20 protein-coding genes are annotated in these 20686 nt (G+C 69.8%); 9 read left to right on the plus strand and 11 right to left on the minus strand.

All coding sequences use genetic code 11. From position 1 onward, the window contains the following. Positions 1–66 precede the first annotated feature (66 nt). Entirely contained in the window at positions 67–1836 is a 1770-nt protein-coding gene (locus HJD23_RS22795) for a stealth family protein (RefSeq protein WP_171107219.1), read from the minus strand. A gap of 13 nt (positions 1837–1849) precedes the next feature. After that, positions 1850–3601: a stealth family protein gene (locus HJD23_RS22800; protein ID WP_171107217.1), complete on the minus strand. Its 1752-nt coding sequence runs from the start codon at positions 3599–3601 to the stop codon at positions 1850–1852. A gap of 175 nt (positions 3602–3776) precedes the next feature. Between HJD23_RS22800 and HJD23_RS22805 the strand changes: the two genes are divergently transcribed. Next, positions 3777–4538 (plus strand): phosphoglyceromutase, encoded by a 762-nt coding sequence (locus HJD23_RS22805; RefSeq protein ID WP_171107216.1) that lies wholly within the window; start codon positions 3777–3779, stop codon positions 4536–4538. Positions 4539–4616: 78 nt separating this feature from the next. On the opposite strand, the gene HJD23_RS22810 is transcribed toward HJD23_RS22805, so the two are convergent. The 5 genes from HJD23_RS22810 to HJD23_RS22830 all read right to left on the minus strand — a co-directional run bounded on the left by HJD23_RS22810 (position 4617) and on the right by HJD23_RS22830 (position 8136). Next, the gene (locus HJD23_RS22810; RefSeq protein ID WP_171107214.1) at positions 4617–5852 is read right to left on the minus strand and encodes a site-specific integrase; all 1236 of its coding nucleotides are present in this window, start codon (positions 5850–5852) and stop codon (positions 4617–4619) included. Between the two features lie 235 nt (positions 5853–6087). Then, the gene (locus HJD23_RS22815) at positions 6088–6330 is read right to left on the minus strand and encodes a helix-turn-helix domain-containing protein (protein WP_171107212.1); all 243 of its coding nucleotides are present in this window, start codon (positions 6328–6330) and stop codon (positions 6088–6090) included. After that, on the minus strand, positions 6327–6737 hold the full coding sequence (locus HJD23_RS22820; protein ID WP_171107209.1) for an HNH endonuclease signature motif containing protein: 411 nt from the start codon (positions 6735–6737) through the stop codon (positions 6327–6329). The genes HJD23_RS22815 and HJD23_RS22820 overlap by 4 nt, the downstream gene beginning before the upstream one ends. Positions 6738–6739: 2 nt before the next feature. Further along, on the minus strand, positions 6740–7588 hold the full coding sequence (locus HJD23_RS22825; protein ID WP_240980788.1) for a hypothetical protein: 849 nt from the start codon (positions 7586–7588) through the stop codon (positions 6740–6742). Continuing rightward, complete coding sequence (locus tag HJD23_RS22830; RefSeq protein ID WP_240980789.1) at positions 7588–8136, minus strand: hypothetical protein; 549 nt, start codon at positions 8134–8136, stop codon at positions 7588–7590. The genes HJD23_RS22825 and HJD23_RS22830 overlap by 1 nt, the downstream gene beginning before the upstream one ends. A 211-nt stretch (positions 8137–8347) precedes the next feature. Here HJD23_RS22830 and HJD23_RS22835 point away from each other — a divergent pair, with 211 nt between their 5' ends. Both HJD23_RS22835 and HJD23_RS22840 read left to right on the plus strand, forming a co-directional pair. Then, positions 8348–8683, plus strand: coding sequence for a winged helix-turn-helix domain-containing protein (locus HJD23_RS22835; protein WP_206325982.1), 336 nt, complete (start codon positions 8348–8350; stop codon positions 8681–8683). A 159-nt stretch (positions 8684–8842) separates the two neighbouring features. Further along, complete coding sequence (locus HJD23_RS22840) at positions 8843–10090, plus strand: XRE family transcriptional regulator (RefSeq protein ID WP_171107207.1); 1248 nt, start codon at positions 8843–8845, stop codon at positions 10088–10090. A gap of 1919 nt (positions 10091–12009) precedes the next feature. On the opposite strand, the gene HJD23_RS22845 is transcribed toward HJD23_RS22840, so the two are convergent. The 3 genes from HJD23_RS22845 to phoU form a co-directional block, all read right to left on the minus strand. Next, positions 12010–12258, minus strand: coding sequence for an SCO4226 family nickel-binding protein (locus HJD23_RS22845; protein ID WP_171107205.1), 249 nt, complete (start codon positions 12256–12258; stop codon positions 12010–12012). A gap of 181 nt (positions 12259–12439) precedes the next feature. Next, positions 12440–12607: a hypothetical protein gene (locus tag HJD23_RS22850; RefSeq protein WP_171107204.1), complete on the minus strand. Its 168-nt coding sequence runs from the start codon at positions 12605–12607 to the stop codon at positions 12440–12442. 112 nt (positions 12608–12719) lie between these two features. Further along, positions 12720–13403, minus strand: a complete 684-nt coding sequence (gene phoU / locus HJD23_RS22855; protein WP_171107201.1) for a phosphate signaling complex protein PhoU — start codon at positions 13401–13403, stop codon at positions 12720–12722. A gap of 260 nt (positions 13404–13663) precedes the next feature. Here phoU and HJD23_RS22860 point away from each other — a divergent pair, with 260 nt between their 5' ends. Together HJD23_RS22860 and HJD23_RS22865 are read left to right on the plus strand one after the other, a co-directional pair. Continuing rightward, positions 13664–14986: an ATP-binding protein gene (locus HJD23_RS22860; RefSeq protein ID WP_171107199.1), complete on the plus strand. Its 1323-nt coding sequence runs from the start codon at positions 13664–13666 to the stop codon at positions 14984–14986. Continuing rightward, positions 14983–15663 (plus strand): response regulator transcription factor, encoded by a 681-nt coding sequence (locus tag HJD23_RS22865; RefSeq protein WP_043502011.1) that lies wholly within the window; start codon positions 14983–14985, stop codon positions 15661–15663. The genes HJD23_RS22860 and HJD23_RS22865 overlap by 4 nt, the downstream gene beginning before the upstream one ends. A gap of 85 nt (positions 15664–15748) precedes the next feature. Here HJD23_RS22865 and HJD23_RS22870 read toward each other — a convergent pair whose 3' ends face one another. Beyond that, on the minus strand, positions 15749–16471 hold the full coding sequence (locus HJD23_RS22870; RefSeq protein ID WP_171107198.1) for a copper chaperone PCu(A)C: 723 nt from the start codon (positions 16469–16471) through the stop codon (positions 15749–15751). A 583-nt stretch (positions 16472–17054) separates the two neighbouring features. Between HJD23_RS22870 and HJD23_RS22875 the strand changes: the two genes are divergently transcribed. The 4 genes from HJD23_RS22875 (at position 17055) to cysS (ending at position 20619) form a co-directional block, all read left to right on the plus strand. Beyond that, positions 17055–17537, plus strand: coding sequence for a CarD family transcriptional regulator (locus tag HJD23_RS22875; protein WP_003953493.1), 483 nt, complete (start codon positions 17055–17057; stop codon positions 17535–17537). A 338-nt stretch (positions 17538–17875) separates the two neighbouring features. Beyond that, positions 17876–18628 carry a 2-C-methyl-D-erythritol 4-phosphate cytidylyltransferase gene (ispD, locus tag HJD23_RS22880; RefSeq protein ID WP_171107196.1) on the plus strand — a complete coding sequence of 251 codons (753 nt, stop codon included), beginning with the start codon at positions 17876–17878 and terminating at the stop codon, positions 18626–18628. Then, positions 18618–19109: a 2-C-methyl-D-erythritol 2,4-cyclodiphosphate synthase gene (gene ispF / locus HJD23_RS22885; RefSeq protein ID WP_171107194.1), complete on the plus strand. Its 492-nt coding sequence runs from the start codon at positions 18618–18620 to the stop codon at positions 19107–19109. Before ispD ends, ispF begins: the two co-directional genes overlap by 11 nt. A gap of 109 nt (positions 19110–19218) precedes the next feature. Continuing rightward, positions 19219–20619 carry a cysteine--tRNA ligase gene (cysS, locus tag HJD23_RS22890; RefSeq protein ID WP_171107192.1) on the plus strand — a complete coding sequence of 467 codons (1401 nt, stop codon included), beginning with the start codon at positions 19219–19221 and terminating at the stop codon, positions 20617–20619. The last annotated feature ends 67 nt before the right edge of the window (positions 20620–20686 follow it).

Consider the following 20686-nt stretch of genomic DNA (forward strand, 5'->3'; position numbering starts at 1 on the left):
CCCCCACAGCTGTAAGCGGCTCAAGCGGCACTCACAACTTACGAACGGGTTCGGCGGACCCGCCACTCAATTAACAGGGAGCGTCAATCGTGACGGCTGTGAGGGGATGACCCGTGGCATCCGTTCGAAGCGGCTCGGGAACGGATACTTCCGCTCCAGGAAGGCGTGGATGGCCGCCTGGGCCGCCGCCCGGTCCGCCGGTGCGGTGTCCACGTCGTTGAGGCAGAAGAAGTCGACGTCCTCGCCGGCCTCCAGGCGGGCCAGCCGCCGCCGCATGTCCGGGGTGCCCAACTGCACGTAGCGGAAGCGGTAGTCGGCCGGGACGGCCCGGCCGGTCGCGATCGCCCAGTGGTGGTGCAGCGTGGACGCCGGGGCGAGGTCGGTGGTGGAGCGGAAGCGCGAGTACGAGGTCCGCTCCAGCTCCTCGATGCCCCGGCTCTCCATCTCCCGCATCACCGACAGCAGCTGCGGATGCGGGGTGTGCAGCGACTTGTGCGAGATCTGCCGGCCGTGGAAGCGCCGGATCACCTCGCGGGTGTTCTTCCCGGCGGAGTTCGGGGCCGGTTCCATCGGGTGCGGGTCGCCCACTCCCAGCTTCATCGGGGAGAGCGGGATGCGGGCGATGCCGTTGCCGTGGAAGAAGTGCTCGGCCGCTACCGGGCGGTTGATGAAGACGTCGTCGTTGAAGTAGAGGTAGCGCTCCGACAGGCCCGGGATGTGGTGCAGCCGGCTCTCGATGGCGTGCGAGTTGAAGACGGGGAGCGCGTCGGCCGGGAGGATGTCCCGGTGGTCGACCACCGTCAGGCCCTCCGCGTCCGGATCCAGCCAGCCGGGGATCTGCGCGTCGGTGACAAGGTAGACATGCCGGATGAAACCGGCGTACATCTCCAGCGAGCGCAGCGCGTACTTCAGTTCGTCATGGCTGGTGTAGCGGGAGGCACCGGTCTCGCGCGGGGCGATGTCGTTGCCGGAGCCGGCCTGGTGGGCGCGGCGCTTCGCGGCCAGCGCCGGGTCGTCCCCGTCGACCCAGGTGTACACGGCGTCGACGGGGAAGCGCACCTCGCCGATGTCCGGCTCGGCGAACGGGGCGAACGTCGGCACCGAGCGGCGCGGGCCGTCCACCACGGCCGGACGCTGCGCCGACGCCGGAAGCACCTCGGACACCGGGTTGCGGCGCGGCGCGACGAGCGCCGACTCGAACACGTCCGGCAGCTGGACGCCGGGCACGGTGAGATGGCCGGGTTCGCTGCCCAGGTCCTGGCCGCGCCGCCAGAACTCGATGTCGCACCCCGTCTCCAGACCGCCGAGCACCTGCCCCGCCGGGCCGAGGCGCACCACGCCGGTCCGCAGCACCGCCGCCCGCCGCAGCCCCCGCGGCAGCCGCCCGTCGGCCCACAGCACCGCCCTGGTCACGCCGCCGTCCGGACCGACGGCACCGACATACGCGGGGGTGCGGGCGAAGTGCCGCGCCGCCTGCGCCAGGACCGTGTCGCGGTACGTCTCCATGACGCCGATCACCTGCCGCGCACCGCCGTGCCGGGGGTCGGCCGGGACCAGGAAGTACGGGACGTCGGCCGCGTCCAGCAGGGCGCACACCTGATCCAGGTCGGTGGCGGCGGCGTCCGCGGCGGTGTAGCCGGTGACGGTACGCCCGTACAGCCGCGTCGGTCCGCAGGCGACCCGGCGCAGCCCGGGGACGACGGCCCGCATACGGCGCCGGGCCCGGGCGGCGCGCAGCGCCCAGAGCCGGGCCGACAGCCAGAGCCCGAGGCGCAGCACGAGGTCCCGGGCGGCGCGCAGGCCGGGGACCGCCGTGAGGTGGTGACGGATGTCCATGGCCGGGGCCCTGTCAGCTCTGCTGCTCGGAGGGGACGGGCTGCTTCTCCGTGCGCCTCTGTGCGTGCTCCGGCTGCTTCTCGTACGGGCTGGGGAACGGGAAGTAGTTCTCCAGGAACTCGTGCATCCGGACGCTGACCCGCTCGCGCTCCTCCGGCGGCACGTCGACGTCGTTGAGGCAGAAGAAATCGAAGCGGCGGTTGTCGCGAAGGTCGGCCAGGCGGTCCTCGGCGTCCGGGCGGCTGATGTTCACGTACCGGAAGCCGAACTTGCCCGGCACGCCCCGGCCGGTCATCAGCGCGTACTGGTAGAGCAGCGGGGCCGTCAGGGCGATGTCCGTCGGCGAGCGGAAGCGGGACGCCGTGGTGCGGGCGATGTCCTCCGCGAACAGCTCCTCCAGCGCCAGCAGCGTCTCGCGCTGCTGCGGCAGCGGGGTGTGCATGAAGTTGTTCGTCGTCATCCGCCCGAACTTCTCCAGCAGCAGTCGGCGGACGTTCTTGCTGGCGGAGTTGGTGGCCGTCTCCTCGGCGTGCGGCTTGCCCACGCCGATCTTCAGCGGGGAGACCGGGACCCTCATCAGGCCGCTGCCGTGGAAGAAGTGCTCGGGGGTGATCCGGCGGCCGACGAACACGTCGTCGTTGAAGTACAGGTAGTGCTCGGACAGGCCGGGGATGTGGTGCAGCCGGGTCTCGATCGCGTGCGAGTTGAAGACGGGCAGGACACCCTCGGGGAAGATGTCGCGGTGGTCGACGACCGTGATCCCCTCGGCCTCGTCATCCAGCCAGTGCGGCTTCTGGCCGTCCGTGACGAGGTAGATGTGCCGGACGAAGTCGGCGTACATGGCCAGCGAGCGCAGCGAGTACTTCAGCTCGTCATGGCTGGTGTAGCGGGAGGCGTTGATCTCCTTGTCCAGGATCTCGGCCGTGCCGCGTTCCTGGTACCGGGCCCGCTTGGCCCGCATCTCGGGCTCCTCGCCGTCGACCCAGGTGTAGACGACGTCCACGGGGAAGGTGACGCGGTTCACGGTCGGCAGGGTGAGCGGGGCGAAGCTCGGCAGTTCCCGGTCGCCGACCCGCACGGTGGCGGGCTTCTGCTCGGCGACGGGCAGGACATCGGTGACGCCGTTGTTACGGGGCGCGACGAGGGACTCGCGGAAGACGTCCTCGGACGCCTGCGGCTGCACCTTCGCCAGCCGCTGCTCCCCGTCCTGGGAGGCGAGCACCTCGGCCCCGTCCTCCCAGAACTCCACGTCGCAGGCCAGCTCGGGGCCGGCGAGCAGCTGGCCGGCGGGGCCGAGGTGGTTCTCGCCGATCCGCAGCACGGGGGCCGTGCGCAGCGCGTTCGGCAGCGAGCCGTCCATGAACATCGCGGGGCTCTCGAGCTGTCCACCGGGCAGCGGCCGCCCGATGAACACGGCCTTCCCGGCGTTCCGCGCCTCCAGCGCGGCGAGGAACCGCTGCCGGTCGACGGCGTTCACACCCACGGTGTGACGGGTGCGGGAGGTCGGTACGAGGAAGTAGGAGATGCCTTCCTGCTCCAGCGCGGCGACCACCAGATCGAGGTTGGCGGCGGCGGCCTCGGCGGCGGTGAACCGGGTCACGATGCGGCCGTAGAGCTGCTGGCCGCGCACCGTCACCGGGCGCAGGACCGGGTCGCCGACCGCTGCTCTGCGGCGGCGCCGCATCGTCCGCAGCTGCCAGACCCGCTCGGCGGCCTTCCGCTCGACTCGCGGTCGTATCCGCCGTGCAAAGGAACGCACCGTCACGTTCTGAGCTCCTCTTCCTCCTGGGCGCCTACACAGGTCTGGGGCAGCCAGACACACCAACGTGGTCGAAGGTTGGGGGGGAATCTACTTGAATTTAAAGAAGCGGGGGAACCCGTGGCATGGGCATGCTCCGGCAGTCCGCTCACGCCGCTCGGGCTTAGGTAGGCTCGAAGCCATGGCCGACGCACCGTACAAGCTGATCCTCCTCCGCCACGGCGAGAGCGAGTGGAACGAGAAGAACCTGTTCACCGGCTGGGTGGACGTCAACCTCACCCCGAAGGGCGAGAAGGAGGCGACGCGCGGCGGCGAGCTGCTGAAGGACGCCGGCCTGCTGCCCGATGTGGTCCACACCTCACTGCAGAAGCGTGCGATCCGCACCGCGCAGCTCGCTCTGGAGGCCGCCGACCGCCTCTGGATCCCGGTCCACCGTTCCTGGCGCCTGAACGAGCGCCACTACGGCGCCCTGCAGGGCAAGGACAAGGCGCAGACCCTCGCCGAGTTCGGCGAGGAGCAGTTCATGCTGTGGCGCCGGTCCTACGACACCCCGCCGCCGCCGCTGGACCGCGACGCCGAGTACTCCCAGTTCTCCGACCCGCGCTACGCGACCCTCCCGCCGGAGCTGCGCCCGCAGACGGAGTGCCTGAAGGACGTTGTCGTCCGGATGCTCCCGTACTGGTTCGACGCCATCGTCCCCGACCTCCTGACCGGCCGCACGGTCCTGATCGCCGCCCACGGCAACAGCCTGCGCGCCCTGGTCAAGCACCTCGACGGCATCTCCGACGCCGAGATCGCGGGCCTGAACATCCCGACGGGCATCCCGCTGTCCTACGAACTGGACGCCGACTTCAAGCCGGTCGTCCCGGGCGGCACGTACCTCGACCCGGAGGCGGCTGCGGCGGCCATCGAGGCGGTCAAGAATCAGGGCAAGAAGAAGTAGGGTTGGTGATCATGCCTCCCACCTGCGCATACGGCGCGGATGGGAGGCATTTTCATGATCCGGAACTTCTCTGGAACCTCAGCCCGTGTGATCTTGGGGCCTGAGTGCCTTGCCGAGAGCCTTGCGGGCCCGGTCCCGGCTGCTCGGCATGAGGTGCGCGTACACCTTCAGCGTCAGGCCCGGATCGGAGTGCCCGAGGTACTCCGCGAGGGCCTTGATGCTCTCCCCTGCGTCCAGAAGCACGGACGCGTAGAAGTGCCGGAGCGCGTGCATTCCGTGCTCGCGCGCGGCAGCGTGCTCGCGACTCTTGGCCTTGGGGATGACACCGGCCTTGGCAAGCGAGGGCTTCCAGTGGTCTTCGTTCAGCGACGTGCGCCAGACGTGCCCACCGTTGGGGCCCGTGAAGATGAGCCGCCGGGTCACCGGCTGGCCGTTCGCCCGCATCCACGGGAGTTTGATCTCCACTGGCGGGAACCGCTTGATGTGCTCCTGTAGCGCCTCTGCCACGGGATCGGGCAGCGGCACGTCACGGAGCTTGCCGCCCTTCGGGGGCGCGAACACGGCCTTGCTCAGGCTCAGCTTGAGTTGCTGCACCACGTGCACGGTGCCGTTGTCGAAGTCGATGTCATCGACGGACAGACCGAGAATCTCCCCTTGCCGCAAGCCGCAGCCTGCGCCCACGTCGACCATGGGGCGGAAGCGTTCGACCATGGCGGCGCGTACGGCGAAGACGCGCTCAGGCTCCCACGGGACGACGCGGCGCGCACCCATGGCTGGCAGGGTCACCGTGCGCGAGTTGCAGGGGTTCCGGCGTAGGCATCCGTCCTCCACAGCGGCGGAGAGCACGGCGCGGACGTTGGAGAAGATGACGCGAGCGTACGCACCGGACATGCCCGACTCTTCGAGCTGCGTCACGAACTCCCGGATGTGACTCGGCTGGAACGTCCCGAGCCGCTGCGACCCGATGCGCGGGAAGGCGTGCAGCCTGAGCTGAGACTCCATCGACGCTCGGGTGTTCGGGTCGCCGCTCTGGCTCGCGAGCCACTTCTCCGCGAACTCTTGGAACGTCGTACGGGAGGCGTTGGGGTCGATGAAATCGCCGCGCGCCACATCAGCCTGCATGGCGCTCAGCCACTGCTCGGCGAGGCGCTTCTGTCCGTCGGGAAAGGACTTGTTCTTTCGCTTGCCGTCGGGTGTGAAGTAACGGGCCTGGTAGCGCAGACCGACGCCGTAGCGGTCGGTCTTGACGCGGATGGTCTTGCCGTCGGCGTCGGTGGTGGTCTTGATCCAGCGGTCGAAGATGTGGCCAGCCATGCGGGCTGACTCCCTTCTCGGTAGCAGCGTCAGGCGAGCCGCCTGGGGAGGCGGCAAGGGGGGGGCTCGGTGAGGCGCCGCAGAGGGGTTTTCGGGCCCTTCGCGGGGCGCCTCCCCGCCTCCCCGAATGGGCATCTGTGCTGATCAGCGCAGGGGAGGCGGTGTGGGGAGGCGGGTGGGGAGTTCTCCCCGCCTCCCCACCCGGGCGGTTATCGCCTCCCCGGGGCGGCGGGGCTCAGGCGGCGTCCTGCTCGGTCTGTTCCTGGGCCCACGCGTGGACGACGGCGGGGTCGTAGCGCAGGTACTTGCCGATGCGGATCGCGGACGGTCCGATGCGCTTGCGGCGCCAGGCGTAGACCGTCTCGACGCTCGGCAGGCTGAACATGGTGACCAGGTCTTCCGGGGTCAGGTAGCGGTCAGGAAGTCCGCCCCGCAGGACGGCGGTTGAGTCGGTCGACTGGTTCCGGGGTGCGGTCATGCCGCCGTCCTTTCGAGGGTCGGGCAAGTGGGGGTCGATTCGGGCAGGTGAGCGGTAGACCGTGGCGCGCGGCGGCGGGTCGACTGGTTGGCTTGCGCGAGTTGAGCGAGCAACGGCAGATCGGCCGGACGGATGACGGGCCGAGTCGGGTCGACCGACCGCAGCAGCAGGAGGGCGATCGAGAGGGGGAATCGGTCGGCCTTGCGGTGGTTGCAGTCGAGGCAGGCAAGGGCGAGCGCGGTTGCCGACCATGTCTGCCACACAGACCGGGGCGCGATGTGATCGAGGGTGGCCCGATCGAGCGAGCGGAACCGACAGCGGCAGTAGGCACATCGGTGCCGGAAGACGTAGGCCACCTGCCGCTTGCGGCGGCGGCGCACGTCCCCGTGGGGCTTGTTGTTCGGCACGCTCACCACTCCGCACGCAGGGGGCGGCGCCAGGTGCCGTCCGGTCCGGCCGGCGGGGTCGCTCCGAGCGCGTAGCCACCGCCGTCCAGCCGCACGACGAGCGGGGAGGGCTGGCGGACGTCAGCGCGCATCAGGTCGAAGCAGAAGCGACGGCGGTGCCAGTTCGGCAGGGCCTGCCGGTACAGCCAGTCACGGCCCGGCGTCACGACCGTCACGCCCTCGTGGGACGCGTCCGCGTCGGACGGGCTGACCTGCGTGACGAGGGGCGTCACGGGGGCCGTGAACTCCCGCCTCATGGTCTCTCCGAGGCGCACGAGGGTCTCGATGGGGACCAGGGCGGCGCCCTGCCGGATCGCGCGGGAGACGAGCAACGGGGCCCGCCGCACGGTGTGCGCGTCGATCTGGTGGTGCCGGTAGGCGTCCGAGAGGTACAGCGCCACGGCCGCTTCCCCCACGGTCATGGGGCGGGAGCGGGCGTCCTCGTACCAGAACGACAGGGCGAGCCGGTAGGCGAAGTGGCGGCAGGCGCCTACCTCGGGGAACTCCTCTGCGTCCAACTCGGGGAAGATGCCGAGGACTTCGGCGATCCCGGCTGGGCCGAGGGTGCGCACGGCGCCGTTGAGGGCGTCGTACAGGGTGTCGGTGTCGGGCACCGGAAGGGCGAGTTCGTCGGCACCCGTCTCGAATAGTGCGGCGGCAGCCTCCCCCGTGGTCAGCTCCAGACCCCGGATGGGGATAGTGGGGAGGTCCTCAGAGGCCCGGCGGCGCTCCCGCCATGCCAAAGGCACGGCGGGAGCAGCCGGGGCCGCCACACGGGCGTACAGCGCGTTGAGCGGTCCCGGCGCGGTCATCAGCGGGCCGCCCGGCGGGCGCGGTGGAACGCGTCGATCTGGGCGCGGCGGTGGACCGGGCACATGATCTCGTACGACGCGTCCGGGTCGGCGCCCCACACCGCGATGCCGCCCGTGCCTGCGCACGGGCAATCGCCGTCGACGGTGGCGGCGCCGTTGCGGGCCCGCGCCGTGTCGCTCATCCCGTCGTGGCAGCAGACGCTTCCGGAGCCTGCCTGGTCGGCCAGCAGCAGACGGCGGGCCTTCGGGAAACGCTGCTCGTGGCGGGCTTGGATCTGGGCCGTCACCAGCCGGTTGACATTCAGCAGCCGCCATCCGTGGAAGTACTCGGCACGGGTACGCAGCTCTTCCAGTCCGAGCCGCTCGACACCCTGCACGATCCAGTCGCGGACCTGCTCACCGGTGTGATGGCGCCGCGCGTTCGGCATGTCCGACGCGTACAGCGCCACGGCCCGCTCGGCACCGGTCAGGTCGCGGACGTCAATGGGCGTGGCGGCCTCGACCGTGACCGTTTCGGCACGCCGTTCCGCGATGGTTCCAGGCATCATGGAGTTGCCCCTTCGAGGGTCAGGGAGCGGCTATCTGCTTGGCGGTAGGGAGCCGCTCCTTGCTATTTCCTGGCGTTGACCAGGACTTTTTCGCGAGGATTGCGCCCCGTTCGGGGACCCCGCTTGCTGACTAGCTTGCACTAGTCTGCTGTGGTGCACAAGCCCTGTGGAGTGGTGTGCACTAGTTCGCTGTGGTGGGTACGCTCAGGGCATGACTGTCACAGGAGGGCCCAAGCCCAAGGCGGTGCAGGTAGCGGACGCGCTCCGCGAGGACATCAAGCGGATGAAGCCCGGTGACAAGCTCCCCTCACAGCGGGAGCTGATCGACCGCTTCGGGTTTGCTAGCCAGACCATCCAAAACGGGCTGGCCATGCTCCGATCTGAGGGGCTGGTCGTGTCGGCGGGAAACCTCGGTAACTTCGTCGGCGACGGAGCCGCTCCACAGAGCGACGTGCGCGGCGAGATCAATGAAATCCGCTCCCTGATTCAGGCGTTGTCTGAACGGGTGGAAGCACTCGAAGAGCGCTCCACCTTGAGTGGCGCGTGATCTGCAACCAGCATGCGAGGAACGGAACGTGTGGCGTAAGTGACATTGAGGGGGCAGGCGCGTGAGCTGGGGACATGTCCGGTGTCACCTCGGTGTCCCCTTCCCTGTCCCCGGGGGCGAGGCGCAAGACTCAGCGGGTAGGCACTCGGAGGAGGACGTATGAGCGACGACAGGCCCGCATGGGCGCGGCGCATCGCGGCCGAGCGGGCCGCTCGCGACTGGTCCCAGCGAGACGCGGTGAGGGCTCTTCGGGCCCACTCCCGGGATGAGCTTCCCGCAGACGACAGCCTGATTCGGCAGTGGAAGAGGTGGGAGTCCGGGCAGATCCCCAACGAGTTCTACCGACCGCTCATCGCGGCCGTGTTCGGGACTGTGACGCACGCGCTCTTCCCCGCGCCGGCGCGTCGGGATGGGGACAAGGAGATCTTGGCGGCGAGCGGCATGGAGACGCTGGAAATCGTGAGTCGCCTCAATCGGTCCGACGTGGACACGGCGACCCTTGACGCGTTGCGGATCACCACAGACAGGCTGTGCTCGGAGTACCCGTTCATGCCGAGCGAGCAGCTCCTCATCGAGGGGCGGCAGTGGCTCCGCCGCGTGGTGGAACTCCACTCGAAGAGCCTCACCCTCTCGCAACACCGCGAGGTACTTGCCCTGTCTGGCTGGCTCGCTCTCCTCGTGGGCTGCGTGGAGTACGACACCGGCGACCGTCACGCGGCTGAGTCGACGCGCCGTGCCGCACTGTCGCTCGCGACCGAGTCGGATCACGCGGAAGTCGCTGGATGGGCACACGAGATGCGGGCCTGGTTCGCGCTCACCACGGGGGACTATCGCGGGGTCATCGCGGCGGCTCAGGCCGGAACCGAGGTAGCTGCCCACCAGGGCGTAGCTGTGCAGCTTGCGGCACAGGAAGCCAAGGCGTGGGCCCGGCTTGGGGATCGACGACGGGTAGAGGTCGCCCTCGACAGGGGGCGCAGTCTGCTCGAAGGAATGCCCTACCCGGAGAACCTTGACAACCACTTCGTGGTGGACCCGGCGAAGTTCGATTTCTATGCCATGGACTGCTACCGCCTGGTGGGAGAGGACAAGCTGGCTCGGACGCTCGCAGAGGAAGTCCTCCGGGCAGGCACGGACTTCGACGGCTCGGAGCGCTCGCCCATGCGCAACGCGGAAGCGCGCGTCACGCTCGGCGTGACGGCCGCACGGGAGGGCGACCTCGACCAGGCGCTCATCATGGGGGAGCGCGCCCTTGAAGGAGAGCGGAAGTCGGTCCCGTCGCTCATCATGACCAGCCGCGAACTGGCGGCGGAGATGCGGCGCCGATACGCGTCCGAGCCTGCCGCTCAGGACTACCTTGCGCACCTGCACGAGCTTGGGCAGACAACGCCGGGCTTCCTGCCTCAGTGAGTTCGGTCCACAACGCTGTGGGCCGCGCCCCCTCTCCTCCAGGGGCCGCTACTTCCGCTACTCCCGCTACCGTGCAGGTCAGAGCCGTGATCGAGGTAGCGGGAACGGGTAGCGGTAGCGGATGCATCCGCCTTGGCTCTTAGGGGGAGGCGCGCGTTCGTCCCACATTCCCGTGAGTCGCGACTCATCGGCACTCAACGCATCTCAGTGCAGGTCAGAGGGGGTGCGCCTGAGACGCACATCGCGACTCAAGACGCACGAAGACATCACTCCGGCGGGGAGCGGTGGCGTCTTCCCCTCACCTCCATTGGGCTTGTCGGGAGCGCGCACCTGTCCGAGGTGCGGATTTCTGCGTCACCGCGTCACCTGCGACACCCAGCCCCTCTGACCTGCACGTTTCGGGTGACGCAGAGCGTTGGGTGTGCGTCAACGGTGACGCGGGCGTCCGTCAACGGTGTCGCAGGTGACGCAGCGGTGACGCAGAAATCGCCGTCTGCGTCACCGCTGTATGTGCAGGTCACGGGGCGTTTTTCATGATCCGGTGACGCGGTGACGCAGAGCTTCCCTACTTAGGAAAAAAAGAGGGGGTGTCTGTAGTGGTCCAGTGCGGCTCAGCGCGTGAAGAACGAGCCGCTTCGCGGCGCGACCATCGCAGGGCGGCGGTTGCCGCCGAACAGCAAGAAGAGCACCCGGGCCGTGGTGCTCTTCTTGCTTGCACGCCGTTCCAGCCGGGCGTGCGGACGGCTTTTGCCCCGGGGCTCGCCGCAAGGTAAAGGCCGCTCTTCAGAGGGGGCGGTCCGGCCGGCACCCCGCTCGTGCCCCCCCTCTGAAGAGCTGTGGTGACCGAGGGACGGCCTTTACCTGGGGGGCGTGCCTCCGCCGCCCCCCAGGTAAAGGCCGTACGTGCGCCTTCCAAGGCGGGGGCGAGAGGGACCCCCCCTTGGAAGGCCGTCCGAGCGCCCGGCGGCGCTGTAGGGAAGACACCACCCGCGCCCGCCGGGGTGGTGTCTTCGTTCGCCTTGAGTCGCAGTCCGCGTCTCAGCCGCATCCCTTCTGACCTGCGCTGAGATGCGTTGAGTGCCGATGAGTCGCGACTCAGCGGAATGTGGGTGGAACCTTCCGCCCCTAAGAGCCTCCCGGGCGTAGCCGCTACCGCTACCCGTTCCCGCTACCTCGATCACGGCTCTGACCTGCACGGTAGCGGGAGTAGCGGAAGTAGCGGCCCCTGGAGAAGAGGCCCGCAGACGCGGACACGGCGGGAGCTCCCGAACGCTGAGGCGCCCGAAGGTCGCCCGCCCGAAGGGCGGTCCTCATTGCCCTTCAAGCAGAAGCGGAATCTGGAGTCCGGCGACTCAGGGAGGCAGAGACACCCCCTGCCGGGTGTCTCCGGAAGGGGGTGTGAAGGGGTCTGACCTGCGCGACTCCCTGCCTCCCTGATCGTTGATCTATGCAGGTCAGGCCGAGGGAGGCGTACAAGGGAGGGCGTCAGGGAGTTCTCCCTGCCTCCCTGGCCGGAAGCGGCTCGCCTCCCTCGGTCTGACTGTGCAAGCGGAATGCCCCTAGGTACCGGCCGCAGCCGCCGTCCAGCCGGACCGTCCGGAGTGCAGAGGTGTCTGAAGGTCGCCCGCCCGTAGGGCGGTCCTTCTCGCTCTTCGTCTGGGCCGACGCGCTTGCCGCTGGCTCCCGAGCCGGGACCTCTGTGGAACCTCCGACGACGGCCGACAACGACCAACGACGACCAACAACAACCGGTCAACCGCAGGTCAGTTGGGGTGCACACATCGCTGACCAGGCCCGAAAAACGGGCCCGCCAGACTCAGGGCAAGAAGAAGTAACCTGAGCTGATCAAGCCCCCTGCCTGCGGGTTCTCCGCCGGTAGGGGGCTTCTGTATGCGCAGGTGCGCGACTGCTGACCCGCGTCAGACCGTCAACGGCACCGGGTGGATCTCGTCCGCCTTGTGCCCCGCGCGTTCGTGGATGCGCTGGACCGCCTCCGCCGAAGGTGCCTCGGAGAGGCAGTAGACGATTCCGGAGTCCGGGTCCGCCCAGGCCTGCTTGAAGTGCACGCCCTCTTCCTTCTCTATGGCGAGGTCGGCCTGGTGGGCCTCGTGGAGCTGGTCCGCGGTGATGCCCAGCATGCCGCGGTGGACGTCCATGAACTGGGTCATGGCCTCGCACCTCCTTCCCGTGCTGCCCGGTCGGTCGGTCGCTTCCTCCTCCTTCTTCCATCTCCATGCTGCGCCCCGACGCCCCCCGCGGCGACGCGAAGGGCCCCCGGCCATCGCGCCGGGGGCCCTTCACCGTCGTAACAACGCGAGAAAACCGGTCAGCAGAACAAAAGAAAACCGGTCAGCCGCACTGACAGGGATTTCCCTGCTGGCACCCGCACGTGCACCCCGAGCCGCAGCCGCACGCGCCGATCAGCGTCAGGCTCCTGATGTCGGCGGGCTGCTCGGTGGGGCGTTCCTGGGCGGGGTCGGGCGTCGTCGTGCTGGGCGTGCTGGGGGATTCGGCCATGGGTCCCTCCTCAAGGCACTGTGCCTGTGCCCATTTCATGCCCGGTTCGCCGGGCGCATCAACGGCGCACGGAGGCGGAAACGCGCCCCTACCGGTACCCAGGGGTGCCCGCTCAGGCCCCGTCCACCCCCGGCACCATGTCCGCCTGCAGATCGTCCGCGTGCTCGCCGGTCACCAGGAACACCACGCGCTTGGCCACCGCCACCGCGTGGTCGGCGAACCGCTCGTAGTAGCGGCCGAGCAGCGTCACGTCCACGGCCGTCTCGATGCCGTGCTTCCAGCGCTCGTCGATCAGGTGCTGGAAGAGGGTGCGGTGCAGCAGGTCCATCTCGTCGTCGTCCTGCTCCAGCTGCATCGCCAGGTCGATGTCCTTGGTCACGATGACCTCGGCCGTCTTCGCCATCAGGCGCTGCGCGAGCTGGCCCATCTCCAGGATCGTCGCGTGCAGGTCGTGCGGGACCGCGCGCGCGGGGAAGCGCAGCCGGGCGAGCTTGGCGACATGCTGGGCGAGGTCGCCGGACCGTTCCAGGTCGGCGCTCATCCGCAGCGACGTGACCACGATCCGCAGGTCCGTCGCCACCGGCTGCTGCCGGGCCAGCAGGGCTATCGCCCGGGCCTCCAGGTCGTGCTGCAGGTCGTCGACCTTCTTGTCGGCCTCGATCACGCTCTCGGCCAGCTTCAGGTCGGCGTCGAGCATGGCCGTCGTGGCGCGTCCGATCGCCGACCCGACCAGCCGGGCCATCTCGACCAGGCCGTCGCCGATCGAGTCAAGTTCCTCGTGGTACGCGTCCCGCATCAGGGTTCCCTCTCGTGCGATTTCTTGGGGGATTCAGGGTGGATTCATGGGGAGCCTGCCGGAGTGCCGAGCGTGTCCGCCGGACCCCGTCGTGAACCGGTGTTACGAACCCCACGCTCCCACGTTCCGGGCCGCACGCGTCCGTTTCGGCCACCCCAAATGAATCAATACTGGCTCCAAGGTGAACTCTGAGCGACGACTGTTCGAGCTGGCACTCGGACGGCTGTGGGCAACGGGTAGTGCATGCCTAACCTGGACGCATGGACGTGAACGCGGCGGTCGCCGCAGCGGCAGCGATCGCCGGTGTGCTCACCGGTGTCATCGCCATGCTGGCGTTCCGCTGGAGCGAACGCGACCTGAAGCGGCCCACCCGCACCTCCCTGCACACCGACCCGGTGCTGCCACCGGGCGTGGACACCGTGCTGTCCGTACTGCGCTCCTCGGCCGTCGTCCTCGACGAGGCCGATGCCGTCGTCAAGGCCAGCTCCGCCGCCTACGCCCTCGGACTGGTCCGTGGCGGCAAGCTCGCCGTCGACCCCATGCTCCAGATGGCCCGCGACACCCGGCGCGACGGCGAGATACGCCAGGTCGAGCTGGACCTGCCCCGGCGCGGCTCCGGCCGCGGCGAGGCCCTCGCGGTCTCCGCCCGGGTCGCCCCGCTGGGCTCCCGGCTGGTGCTGCTGCTGGTCGAGGACCTCACCGAGGCGCGCCGGATAGAAGCGGTACGACGCGACTTCGTCGCCAACGTCAGCCACGAGCTGAAGACCCCCGTCGGCGCGCTCTCCCTCCTCTCCGAGGCCGTCATGGACGCCTCGGACGACCCGGAGGCCGTGGAGCGCTTCGCCGGGCGGATGCAGATCGAGGCGACCCGGCTGACCAACCTGGTGCAGGAGCTCATCGACCTCTCCAGGGTGCAGAACGACGACCCGCTGGAGGACGCCGAGCCGGTCCGGGTGGACGAACTGGTCGCCGAGGCCGTCGACCGCTGCCGCCACCAGGCGGGCACCAAGCAGATCACCATGGCCTCGAATGTATGGGCGCCCGAAGGGCCCGATCAGGGTGGTGGTGGGCGGCGGGAGGGCGGCACTGCCGATCTGCGCGTCTGGGGCAACCGCAGCCAGCTGGCCGCGGCCCTGGGCAACCTGGTCGAGAACGCCGTCAACTACTCCCCCGCCCGCACCCGCGTCGGCATCGCCGCCCGCCGGGTCAGCGGCTCCGGCGGGGACACCATCGAGATCGCCGTGACCGACCAGGGCATCGGCATCTCCGACAAGGACAAGGAGCGCATTTTCGAGCGCTTCTACCGCGTCGACCCCGCCCGCTCCCGTGCCACCGGTGGTACGGGCCTCGGGCTCGCCATCGTCAAGCACGTGGCCGCCTCGCACGGCGGGGAGGTCACGGTGTGGAGCTCCGAGGGACAGGGCTCCACCTTCACGCTGCGGCTGCCGGAGGCGGGCCCGGCCCGCGACCGGGCGCACCAGCACCCCGCCCTCGACGACGAGGCCGAGGCCGGGCAGTCCTCCGACCCGTCCCGCGCAACACCCCCGTACGAATCGCTTCCCGCCCCGGAGGTCCTTCCGTGACCCGTGTGCTCGTCGTCGAGGACGAGGAGTCCTTCTCCGACGCCCTGTCGTACATGCTCCGCAAGGAGGGCTTCGAGGTCGCCGTCGCGACCACCGGGCCCGACGGACTCGACGAGTTCGAGCGCAACGGCGCCGACCTCGTCCTCCTCGACCTGATGCTGCCCGGCCTGCCGGGCACCGAGGTCTGCCGCCAGCTGCGCGGCCGCTCCAACGTCCCCGTCATCATGGTGACCGCCAAGGACAGCGAGATCGACAAGGTGGTCGGGCTCGAAATAGGAGCCGACGACTACGTCACCAAGCCCTTCTCCTCGCGCGAGCTGGTCGCCCGTATCCGGGCCGTCCTGCGCCGCCGCGGCGAGCCGGAGGAGGTGGCCCCGGCGGCCCTGGAGGCCGGCCCGGTCCGCATGGACGTCGACCGGCACGTGGTCACCGTCGGCGGCTCCAAGGTCGACCTGCCGCTGAAGGAGTTCGACCTGCTGGAGATGCTGCTGCGCAACGCCGGCCGCGTCCTGACCCGTATGCAGCTCATCGACCGCGTCTGGGGCGCCGACTACGTCGGTGACACCAAGACCCTCGACGTCCACGTCAAGCGCCTGCGCGCCAAGATCGAGCCGGACCCGGGTGCGCCGCGCTACCTGGTGACGGTCCGCGGTCTCGGCTACAAGTTCGAGCCGTAAACCGCGATCACCGGCAAGCACTGAAGGGCGGGACCTCCTGGTGAGGTCCCGCCCTTCATGGATGACCTTTGCGACTGTACGGCGCTCAGTGCCCGGCGGTGTCGCCCGCCGCCGACTCCGTGGCCGACGCGGACGCCGGGTCGGTCGGCGTGCCGGAGGCGGCCCCGGTCTCGGTGCCCGTCGCGTCGCCCTCGCCGTGCTCACCGCCGGCCTCACCGGTCTCCCCGGCCTCACCGGTCTCCCCGGCCGCGCCCGCCGCGCCGGTCGCCGTAGCGGTGGGGGAGGGGCTCGCCGCCGGGCTGCCGCTCGGGCCCCACGGGGCGTAGTAGCCCTCGGCCGGAACGATGAACGCCCGCAGGCTCACGTCCCCGGTCTCGCTGAACGAGAAGGTGACCTTGTGGGCGTCGCCGTCGGTGAGGGACTCGGCGTTCTCCAGCACCGCCGACGCGTTCCCCTTGCCGCCGATGACGACCGAGCCGCCGGCCGGGATGGTCAGCTCGCCCTTGCCCGACGCGGGGGAGAGCTTGACCTGCGGGGCGCCGTCGAGGCTGATCGACTCCAGCGTCTGGGCGCGGTCACTGGAGTTGAAGACGGTGGCGGAGACGACGGCCGGGCCGGTCGCCTCCGGGTCGGCCTGGGTGATGATCAGGGCGTTCTGGATCTTGATGTCGCCGACGCTGGTGGCCGCGTTGTCCGGCCTGATCTCCAGCGTCTGCGAGTTGTTGCCGGCGCCGCACGCGGCGAGCGAGGCGATCGAGAACGCGATGGCGGCGGCGGCGAGGGCGCCGCGTCGAAGGCTGCTGCTCACGGCGGCGGCAACTCCTTGAACGCAGGGGCAGCTGTCGTGGTAAAGCCGCCCTGAATGGCTGTCAGCGGCCCTAGGTTACCGAGCCGTCCCCGGACGGCCGCATCCGACCCTCCCCCGCGGCCGCCCGGCTTCGCTCAGCAGGCGGTAGGGAGGGCCTCCCTGTTCAGGCGCGTCCGGCGCTCGTACGGCATTCACATAAGCCTTCGCGAAATTTAGGTGAAGGAATGCGCGGCCGACCCGGAATTTGATCACGGGAGGGCCGGCCGCGGGTGTCGTGATCAATTCCGGAAACGTCTCGTACCGACCGCCAGGCGCCGAACGGAGTAGCGGAAGTCGAGCGTTTGGAACCGGACATTTAGGGACGTTCAGCCGTCCGGCGGGGTCGCCGGATGTGCGTAACGCGCACGTTTCACCCGGCCCGGAGAGCCGCTCCGACCTGCGAATACCTTGTTCCGAGGGTTGGCCGAAGCACGTTCCTGTTGCTGTTGTCAAGCCCCGAGATATGCCCTGACCTGCGAAAACGCCATTCAGAACCCGCCGTTTCCGTGTTACCCTGGATAGCCACGGAAGGGGTACCTGTCACATGACGTTCAAGGTTGGCGACACCGTGGTCTATCCCCATCACGGGGCCGCGCTGATCGAGGCCATCGAAACTCGCCAGATCAAAGGCGTGGACAAGACCTACTTGGTGCTGAAGGTCGCCCAGGGTGATCTGACGGTACGTGTGCCAGCGGACAATGCGGAGTTCGTCGGCGTGCGTGATGTGGTCGGTCAGGACGGGCTGGACCGGGTCTTCGAGGTGCTGCGCGCGCCGTACGCCGAGGAGCCCACGAACTGGTCGCGTCGTTACAAGGCAAACCTGGAGAAGCTCGCCTCCGGCGATGTCATCAAGGTCGCGGAAGTCGTGCGTGACCTGTGGCGTCGTGAGCGCGAGCGCGGACTCTCCGCCGGTGAGAAGCGCATGCTCGCCAAGGCCCGCCAGATCCTGGTGAGCGAGCTCGCCCTCGCGGAGAACACCAACGAGGACAAGGCCGAGGCTCTGCTCGACGAGGTGCTCGCCTCCTGACGTGAGGCAGGCCCGCTCCGCTCACATCGAAACTCACACCGAGAAGCTCACACCGAAATGCCGCGGTGCCCGATGACAGTTACCAGTCGCCGGGCGCTGCGGCATGCTCGTACCCGAACGTGCAGGGTCGTCTTTCAGCCATCCACGCGTCCAGCGGATGGCCGTCCGTACGTCCGCCGTGCGCCGAGGAAATCTCCCCCCGGTACTGTGCGTGCCGTGCCCGGGCGGCCGGCTCGACCGGGGTCACGGAAGGGTCCGGTCTGAGCGGTGCGCGCCCGCACGTATGCACGCTGAGGCCATACCCACGTAGGCCGAGCACACAAACCTGACAGGAACCGATGTCTGACGTTACGCGCCCTTCGCCCGCAGGAGTCCGTACCGCCGCGGTCATCCCGGCCGCCGGCCGGGGCGTGCGCCTCGGTCCGGGCGCGCCCAAGGCGCTTCGCGCGCTGAACGGCACGCCCATGCTCATCCATGCCGTCCGCGCGCTGGCCGCGTCCCGTGCCGTCTCCCTCGTGGTCGTCGTGGCCCCGCCCGACGGAACCGCCGAGGTCAAGTCCCTGCTCGACGCACACGCCCTGCCCGAACGCACCGACTTCCTGGTCGTCCCCGGCGGTGAGTCGAGGCAGGAGTCGGTCAAGCGGGGCCTCGACGCGCTGCCCCCCGGCTACGACATCGTGCTGGTGCACGACGCCGCCCGGCCGCTCGTCCCCGTCGACACCGTGGACGCGGTGATCGACACGGTCCGCGCGGGCGCGCCCGCCGTGGTGCCGGCGCTGCCGCTGGCGGACACCGTCAAGGAGGTCGAGCCCGCGCGGACGCCGGGCGAGCCGGAGCCCGTGCTGGCCACGCCGGAGCGGGCGCGGCTGCGCGCCGTGCAGACCCCGCAGGGTTTCGACCGCGAGACCCTCGTACGCGCGCACGAGACCGTCACCGGCAACGTCACGGACGACGCCGGCATGGTCGAGCAGCTCGGTCTCACGGTGGTCGTCGTCCCCGGGCACGAGGAGGCCTTCAAGGTCACCCGGCCGCTGGACCTGGTGCTCGCCGAGGCCGTGCTCGCCCGCAGGAGGCTGAACGATGGCTTCTGAGACGCCGCTTCCGCAGGTCGGCATCGGCACCGACATCCACGCCTTCGAGGCGGGCCGCGAGCTGTGGTGCGCCGGCCTGAAGTGGGAGGGCGAGGGGCCGGGCCTGGCCGGGCACTCCGACGCGGACGTCGTGGCGCACGCCGCGTGCAACGCGCTGTTCTCCGCCGCCGGGCTCGGTGACCTGGGCCGGCACTTCGGCACCGGGCGGCCGGAGTGGTCCGGCGCGTCGGGCGTGGCGCTGCTGACCGAGGCCGCGCGGATCGTACGCGAGGCGGGCTTCCGGATCGGCAACATCGCGGTGCAGGTCGTCGGGCCCCGCCCGAAGATCGGCAAGCGCCGGGACGAGGCCCAGAAGGTCCTGTCGGAGGCGGCCGGGGCACCGGTGTCCGTGTCCGGGGCCACCACGGACGGGCTGGGATTTCCGGGGCGCGAGGAAGGGCTGATGGCGGTGGCGACGGCACTGGTGGTGCGCGCGAGCTGACGCCGTCCCACAGGAGGCGTCACGAAGGGGTGCGCCCCAGGTGCACCTTTGGGCGCGCGTTGTCCACAGGGGGCACGAGGCATGGCCCCCGGCCCACTACCCTGGAGTGGTGACCATTCGCCTGTACGACACCAGCGCCCGGCAGATCCGTGACTTCACCCCGCTCAAGCCGGGTTGCGTCTCGATCTACCTGTGTGGTGCCACCGTGCAGGCGGCCCCGCACATCGGGCACATCCGCTCCGGGCTCAACTTCGACATCCTGCGCCGCTGGTTCGCGTACCGCGGCTACGAGGTGACGTTCGTCCGGAACGTCACCGACATCGACGACAAGATCATCCAGAAGGCGGGCGAACAGCACCGCCCCTGGTGGTCCATCGGGTACGACAACGAGCGCGCCTTCGACGACGGTTACCGCGCCCTCGGCTGCCTGCCGCCGACGTACGAGCCGCGCGCCACCGGCCACATCACCGAGATGGTCGAGATGATGCGCGGCCTCATCGAGCGCGGACACGCCTACGAGGCCGACGGCAGCGTCTACTTCGACGTACGGTCCTGGCCCGCCTACCTGGAGCTGTCCCGGCAGGACCTGGAGGAGATGCGCCAGCCCGCCGAGGAGGGCATCACCGGCAAGCGGGACCCGCGCGACTTCGCCATGTGGAAGGCCACCAAGCCCGGCGAGCCCGACTGGGAGACCCCGTGGGGCCGCGGGCGCCCCGGCTGGCACCTGGAGTGCTCGGCCATGGCGCACAAGTACCTGGGCAGCGCCTTCGACATCCACGGCGGCGGCCTGGACCTGGTCTTCCCGCACCACGAGAACGAGATCGCCCAGGCCAAGGCCTACGGCGACGACTTCGCCCAGTACTGGCTGCACAACGCCTGGGTGACCATGAGCGGCGAGAAGATGTCCAAGTCGCTGGGCAACTCGGTGCTGGTGTCCGAGATGGTCAAGCGGTGGCGCCCGATCGTGCTGCGCTACTACCTCGGTACGCCGCACTACCGCTCGACCATCGAGTACAGCGAGGAGGCCCTGCGCGAGGCCGAGTCGGCGTTCGCGCGGATCGAGGGGTTCGTGCAGCGCGTGGTGGAGCTGGCCGGCGGTCCGGTCGAGCCCGCCGCCGAGGTGCCGCCCGCCTTCGCCGAGGCGATGGACGACGACCTGGGCGTGCCGCAGGCCCTGGCGGTCGTGCACAACACCGTCCGGCAGGGCAACAGCGCCCTGGCCGCCGACGACAAGGAGAGCGCGGTCGCCCGCCTCGCCGAGGTGCGGGCCATGCTCGGCGTCCTCGGCCTGGACCCGCTGGACGCGCACTGGGCCGGTGAGGGCGACCGCAGCGACGATCTGCACGGCGTGGTCGACAGCCTCGTACGCCTCGTGCTGGACCAGCGTGAGGCGGCCCGCGCCCGGAAGGACTGGGCCACCGCGGACGCCATCCGCGACCGGCTCAAGCAGTCGGGGCTCGTCATCGAGGACAGCCCGCACGGTCCGCGATGGAGCCTCGGCCCGCGCTGAGCGGCAGCCGAGGCAACGGCACATTCGGTGTGCCGCCCATAGGAGACCGGGCGGCACACTTCATAGA

Source organism: Streptomyces sp. Z423-1, assembly GCF_013009255.1.
GTDB classification, from domain to species: domain Bacteria; phylum Actinomycetota; class Actinomycetes; order Streptomycetales; family Streptomycetaceae; genus Streptomyces; species Streptomyces gossypiisoli.